Source organism: Solimonas flava DSM 18980 (assembly GCF_000426685.1).
In the GTDB taxonomy this organism is placed as follows: domain Bacteria; phylum Pseudomonadota; class Gammaproteobacteria; order Nevskiales; family Nevskiaceae; genus Solimonas; species Solimonas flava.
Genome location: NZ_AUFV01000002.1, coordinates 503,652 through 509,928 on the forward strand (window position 1 = coordinate 503,652; position 6,277 = coordinate 509,928).

At 68.4% G+C, this 6,277-nt stretch carries 6 protein-coding genes and 1 pseudogene; 3 read left to right on the forward strand and 4 right to left on the reverse strand.

Features of this window, described 5'->3' with window-relative positions; all coding sequences use genetic code 11:
• Positions 1-21 precede the first annotated feature (21 nt).
• Positions 22-1,056, reverse strand: a complete 1,035-nt coding sequence (locus K343_RS0105040; protein WP_028007121.1) for an isocitrate/isopropylmalate dehydrogenase family protein — start codon at positions 1,054-1,056, stop codon at positions 22-24.
• Positions 1,057-1,274: 218 nt separating this feature from the next.
• On the opposite strand from K343_RS0105040, the gene K343_RS21040 reads away from it, so the two are divergent.
• Positions 1,275-1,640, forward strand: a complete 366-nt coding sequence (locus K343_RS21040) for a Rieske (2Fe-2S) protein (RefSeq protein WP_051277960.1) — start codon at positions 1,275-1,277, stop codon at positions 1,638-1,640.
• Positions 1,641-1,653: 13 nt separating this feature from the next.
• Here K343_RS21040 and K343_RS0105050 read toward each other — a convergent pair whose 3' ends face one another.
• From K343_RS0105050 to K343_RS0105060, 3 genes are read right to left on the reverse strand one after another with little or no spacing between them, the layout of a single operon-like run.
• Positions 1,654-2,562 (reverse strand): alpha/beta hydrolase, encoded by a 909-nt coding sequence (locus tag K343_RS0105050; RefSeq protein ID WP_028007122.1) that lies wholly within the window; start codon positions 2,560-2,562, stop codon positions 1,654-1,656.
• Between the two features lie 9 nt (positions 2,563-2,571).
• Positions 2,572-3,270: a TetR/AcrR family transcriptional regulator gene (locus K343_RS21045; protein ID WP_051277961.1), complete on the reverse strand. Its 699-nt coding sequence runs from the start codon at positions 3,268-3,270 to the stop codon at positions 2,572-2,574.
• 37 nt (positions 3,271-3,307) lie between these two features.
• Complete coding sequence (locus K343_RS0105060) at positions 3,308-4,690, reverse strand: flavin-containing monooxygenase (protein WP_028007123.1); 1,383 nt, start codon at positions 4,688-4,690, stop codon at positions 3,308-3,310.
• Positions 4,691-4,857: 167 nt separating this feature from the next.
• On the opposite strand from K343_RS0105060, the gene K343_RS21050 reads away from it, so the two are divergent.
• Both K343_RS21050 and K343_RS23885 read left to right on the forward strand, forming a co-directional pair.
• On the forward strand, positions 4,858-6,033 hold the full coding sequence (locus K343_RS21050) for a JmjC domain-containing protein (protein WP_043112128.1): 1,176 nt from the start codon (positions 4,858-4,860) through the stop codon (positions 6,031-6,033).
• A gap of 53 nt (positions 6,034-6,086) precedes the next feature.
• A pseudogene (locus K343_RS23885) lies at positions 6,087-6,277 on the forward strand (energy transducer TonB); the annotation flags it as partial.

Below are 6,277 nucleotides of genomic sequence, written 5' to 3' on the forward strand. Positions count from 1 at the left end.
ACGGCGTGATGCAGACCTTCCTCAGCTGCCGTTCTTGATGCGTGCGACCAGTGCTGCGGTGAAGGCCTTGGTGTCGGCTTTGCCGCCGAGGTCGCCGGTGCGGACCTGATCGACGTTGAAGGTATCGTCGATCGCCTTGCGCAGGCGCGTCGCCTGCTCGTGCAGCTTGACGTGGTCGAGCATCATCGCCGCGGCGAGCATCAGTGCGACCGGGTTGGCGATGCCCTTGCCGGCGATGTCCGGCGCCGAGCCGTGCACGGCCTCGAAGATCGCCGCGTCGGTGCCGATGTTGGCGCCCGGCGCCATACCGAGGCCGCCGACCAGACCGGCGGCGAGGTCGGAGAGGATGTCGCCGAACAGATTGGTCGTCACCAGCGTGTCGAACTGCCAAGGGTTGAGCACCAGCTTCATCGCGCAGGCGTCGACGATCACTTCCTGCATCTCGATCTTGCCGGCGTACTTGGACTTGTAGAGCTTGCGCGCCTCGTCGAGGAAGATGCCGGTCAGCGCCTTCATGATGTTAGCCTTGTGCACGACGGCGATCTTCTTGCGGCCGAGCGCGATGGCGTGTTCGAAGGCGTATTCGAGCAAGCGGTGCGAGCCCTGCCGGGTGTTGACGCCGGTGGCGATCGCGATCGCTTCCGGATCACCGTCCATCGGGATGTAGTGCTCGTAGCCGGTGTACAGGCCTTCGAGGTTCTCGCGGAAGATCAGCAGGTCGATGTTGTCGTAGCGGCCGCCCGGAATCAGCGTGCGCGTCGGGCGCACGTTGGCGTAGAGCTTGAAGGCTTCGCGCAGGCGCACGTTGCTGGAGCGGTAGCCGCCGCCGGACGGGGTTTCGAGCGGACCTTTCAGGGCCAGGTGCGTGCGGCGGATGCTGTCGAGCGCGGCGGACGGCAGCGGATCGCCGGCGCTCTTGATGCCGGCGAGGCCGGCCTGCTGCACGTCCCAGTCGAACGAGACCTTCAGCGCTTCGAGGGCGGCCAGCGTGGCGTCGACGATCTCGGGGCCGATGCCGTCGCCGGGAATCAGGGTTGCGGGAATGCTCGTGCTCATGTCTTTTATTTCTGGAATCTGTTGTGTCATGGGGAGGTGCGACGAGCCCGAGGCGGGCGCCGCCCGCCCGACACAGTAGCCGCCTTTGCAGGCCTTGGGTATTGGGAAGATCCGCAGGTCCGGCGGCGAGCGCGCTGCGAGGCGCTTCTCGCGTCACGCGGCTGGACAGGCGGGGGCGTCGCGAGGCACGCTGCCGCGCAAATCACTTGGGGGAAGCCATGAGCGAGCAGGAAATCGCGCGGTCCGAGCAGGTCCGCGAGAACGCGGTGCATCTGGTGCGTGTCGGCAAGCAGGCGCTGCTGCTGTCGCGCGTCGACGGCGTCGTGCACGCGGTCGAGAACCGCTGCCCGCATCTGGGCCTGTCGCTGGCGCGCGGCGAAGTCGCCGACGGGGCGATCCGCTGCCCGTTCCACGGCTCGCGCTTCAGCCTCTGCGACGGCCACAACCTCGACTGGGTGAACGCGCTGGGCCCGCTCGCGCTGCCGGCGTGGAGCCGTCGGCTCGTGGCGCTCGGCAAGCAGCCGACTGGCCTGCAGACCTTCGCGGTGCGCGAGCGCGACGGCGCGATCTACCTCGAACGCTGAAGGCGCACGGGCCTCAGCCCAGCGTGCGGCGGAAGAATTCGAGCTGATCGCGCGACGACTGCGCGAAACCGGCGCCGACGTAGATGTCGAAGTGCCCGAAGTCGTACAGCTTCAGCTCGGCGCGCGGGCCGAGCTTCTTCGCCAGTGCGATCGCCGCGCCTGCCGGGGCGACCGAATCGCGCTGGCAGGCACCGATCAGCACCGGACAGCGCACGCGCGCGGCGGCGGTGATCGGCCGGTACAGCGGCAGCTGCAACGCGAGGCGCGCGCTCATCTGGTTGCGCCAGCCGGGTGGCACGATCGCGCGATAGCCGCTTTCGGCGTCGGCGCTCGACATCGCCGCGAAGCCGCCGGGCGGCGCGATCAGCGGCACGTAGACGGGCGCGCGGCCCAGCCACGCGCCGAACTGATCGCGCAGGCCGGCGGCGCTGAGCCGCAGCAGCGTGCCGACGCCGGCGTAGCGCAGCAGGTTCAGCACCGCGGCGCGGCCGTCCATCATCGGCCCCTGCGCCGAAACGGCGGCAATGCGGCCGTCGCGCGCCGCGGCGACGATCACGTGGCCGCCGGAGAACGACGAGCCCCACAGCGCGATCCTGCCGGCATCGACGCCCGGCAGGCGCCGCGCGCAGGCGATCGCCGCCGCCCAGTCGTCGAGCTGGCGGGGGACCGACAGCAGCTGGCGCGGCTCGCCGTCGCTCGCGCCGAAGTGGCGGTAGTCGAACAGCAGCACGCCGTAGCCGGCGGCGCGGAATGCCTCGGCGTACGGTTCCAGCCCGGCGTCGCGCGTGCCGCCGAGTCCGTGCGCCATGACGATGCAGGGTCGCGGCGCGGCCGCCTCGGGCGTGTAGAACCAGGCGCGGCAGGTCGTGCCGGCGCTGTCGAACTCGACGTCGCGGCGCTTGGCTGGTGGGTGCGAGACCATCGGAACTCCCTAGCGGGCGGCGCCGCGCAGGGTGCGCGGGCCGATGCGAATCATGCTGACGGCCTCGGCGGCCGGCGCCGGGGCGCTGCCGATGCCGCGCCGGAACAGCTCGGTGACGTAGCGGGCGAGCGCTTCGGGCTCGCGCTGCGGCTGCTCGGCCATCAGCCGGCACAGCTCGTAGCCGGCGCCGAACGAGATCGCCGTCAGCACCTCGGCATCGGTCTGCGGGAACACGCCACGGGCGATCGCGTCGCGCAGGTCGTCCTTCAGCGAGCGCAGCATCAGGCCGAAGATGTTGTCGTGGTACAGCGCGCGCAGCACCGGCTCGTTGCGGAACATCATCGCGAAGAACGAGGGATCGGCCTGCACTTCCTGCAGGGCGCCGAGATAGGCGCCGTGGAAGAAGTCCTCGATGCTCGTCGCCTGTTGCCGCGCCGCATGTATGCGCGCCTCCAGATGGGCGAGGCGCGCGTCGGTCAACGCGCGGAACACCGATTCCTTGTCCGGAAAATAGTTGTAGAACGTGCCGGCGGCGAGTCCGGTGGCGCGGATCACGTCGCGGATCGTCACCGTCTCGTAGCCGCCGTCGATGAAGCAGCGCCGCGCCGCGTCGAGGATCGCGGCGCGGTTGCTCGCCTTGTTGCGGGCGCGCTTGCCGTCCGTGGCGGCAGCGGCGCTGCGGGAAGACGGAGGGCGGATCGGATTCATGCGCCGATTATCGACGATCCCACGCAGCCGGCACGGCTCAGGCCGCCTTCATGCGGTTCATCGCCGAGGCTTGTTCCTTGAGGCGGAAGATCGAGGCGTTCCGCGGGCGCGGATGCGGACCATCGCCGGCCTTCCTCAACTCGGCGAACAGGTCGCGGCGGAAGTCGGCATAGTCGACTTCCGTGGAGTGCCGCGGCGTCTCGACGAAACGGAAGTGCGGATGGCGGCGTTCGTGCTCGATCGCCGCCTTCATGTCGGCCGGGCGCCGGTAGCGGCCGAGCAGTTCCAGGCAGGCCAGCCGCGCCTGGTAGTCGGCGAGCGGCCAGATGCAGCCGAGCGGCTGGAACAGGCCGATGAAGTAGAGGTTCGGCACGTGCTCGTGGAACATGCGCCGCCACAGCGGCACGTAGGTCGCGTCCTCCCAGTCGATGAAGGCCTTGTCGAAGAACGGGAACGTGATTCGGTAGCCGGTCGCGGCGACGATGGTGTCGAACTCGTCGCTGCTGCCGTCGCTGAAATGCACGCGCCGCCCGTCGAGGCGGGCGATGCCCGGGCGCGGCTTGATCTCGCCGTGGCCGATGAAATAAATCAGCTCCGAGTTCAGCGTCGGATGGCCCTGCAGGATCTTGTACTCGGGCTTCTGCAGGCCGAAGCGTTCGTTGCGGCCACCGATCATGTTGACCGAGGTCTGCATCGCCCATTGCCGCAGCCAGTTCGGCAACCACGCGGCTTTTTCGTAGACCACGTCGCCGGGCAGGCCGAACATGAACTTCGGCAGGAACCAGTGGCCGCGCCGCATCGAGATCGACACGTGCGGCGAGACGCGCGCGCACTCGACGGCGACGTCGGCCGCCGAGTTGCCGCCGCCGATGACCAGCACGCGCTGGCCGCGGAAGGCTTCGCCGCGCTTGAAGCGGTGCGAATGCATGAACTCGCCGTCGAAATGTCCCGGATACGAGGGCAGGCGCGGATTCCAGTGATGGCCGTTGGCGACCATCAGCACGTCGAAGGTTTCCCGCTGCTCGCCATCAGGACCTTTGCTGCGGATCTGCCAGAGACCCTGCGCGTCACGCTCGGCGTGCAGCACCTCGGTGTGGAAGCGGATCTTCGGCAGTACGCCGAAATGGCGCGCGTAGTCCTGGAAGTAGGCTTTCAGGTGCGTGTGGTGCGGATAGTCCGGCACGCCGTCGGGGAACGGGTAGTCCTCGTACTCGGAGTAGTACTTCGAGCTGATGATGTGCGTCGTTTCGTAGACGCTCGAATGCCCTTCCTGCTCGCGGAACACCCAGTTGCCGCCGACCTGATCGGACTTCTCGAAGACGACGAGGCCGTCGCCAAGTCCGAGCTGCAGGCACTCCTTGGCCGCCGCGATACCCGACGGACCGGCGCCGATCACGGCGATGCGCTTGGCTGCGCTCATGGGTCTCTCCTCCGTTATCGATCTGTACCGCTTGCCGGCAGCATGAACAGCGGTGACGCAGGCGTCAATTTCGTCGTGGGCCGGGGATTTCGGCGGCGAGGCGGTAGGGGGACGCGCGCCGCGCCCGTCTTCGTCAACAGGGAAACCATGGTTGCGACCTCGACGACATGATCGAACTGGGCATGTCCGATGCAGCGTTCCGTGCCGGCTGCCTCGAACGGGCATGCCTGCATCGAAGGGCTGCGCTGCAAGTTGCGGCCCCGTCGTGGCCGGAGGTCGACGCGCTGTTGCACGCAGTGCAGCCCCAGGTTCCCTATGTCCAGCTTTTCCATCGGGCACGCCTGCTCGATCCGGCGCTGTACATCGAAGAGCGCGTCCATCTGGGTCTACGGCAGAGGCGCTTGGACCGCGGACGCCTCTACGGCTGTCTGCTGGGGGGTGCGTCGCTGGTGCTCAACCGCGTCGAGGACTTTCTCCCGCTCGCGTCGTGCCTGTGCGGGGATCTCGCCGGGCGCATGCAGTGCCCGGCCTCGGCGAATGCCTACTTGTCCCTGCGCGAGCAGGGTTCGACGACATTCGGGACGCACTGGGACACGCACGACGTGTTCGTCGTGCAACTGCTCGGGCGCAAGCGCTGGCGGGTGTATGAGCCGACGCTCGAATTGCCGCTCCCCGCGCAGACTTCGCTGCGCGTCGGCGATCGCCGTCCCGAGACGCCGGTGCTCGACTGCATCCTGGAGCCCGGCGACCTGCTGTACGTTCCGCGCGGCTGGTGGCACGAGGTCGAGGCATTCGGCAGCGCGAGCTTTCATCTGTCGATCGGGCTTTATCCGCCGCTCCTGTTCGACTACCTGCAATGGGTCGTGAGCCGTTGCCTGCACGGATCGCTGCCGGTCCGGCAGCGCTTTGCGGCCGGCGCCGGGCGCGAGACCTGGCGTCCGGTGCTGGACGCGCTGGCCAATGCCCTGGCCGACCCCGCGCATCGCGCGACCTTCGCGCAGGAGATGCAAGGGCATCTCGCTACGCCGCCGGCCTTCGATCTTGCGCTGGTCAGCGGGGACGCGCGCCTTCACGGCAATGACGTGGCCAGGCTGACGGCACCGCGTCTGGGAAGCGTGGCGGCGGGCGGAGCCGATGCAGACGCAAGACCTCGGCTGGAGGCGAATGAGGTGGCCATCGTGTCGGCACTTGCCGGCGCTGGGCCGATGACGATCGGCGATTTGCAGCGCGGGCTGGCAGCCGTTGCGCCGCAGGCGGTAAGCGATGCCGTGCTGGGCCTTCTCGTGCGGCAGGTGGTCGCCGTCGACCGTCGCGAGGGTGCGGAACTGCCGCAAGGCAAGTAGGGGCCGCGCTTCGTCCCGCGTCTGAATGGATGGAACCTTCGGGAGTGAAGTCTGTGCAGCTCGGTCAAGCCCAACCTGACAACGGCCGCCGATTCATTGGCATCGGTGGTGTCGTCGTTTTTCACGTGTTGTTGATCTGGGCCCTGGTGTCAGGTCTGGCGCGCAAGGCGATCGAGATTCTGCCGGCGCCGATCGAGACCAAGATCATCGAGGAAGTGAAGCCGCCGGAGGACGTGCCGCCGCC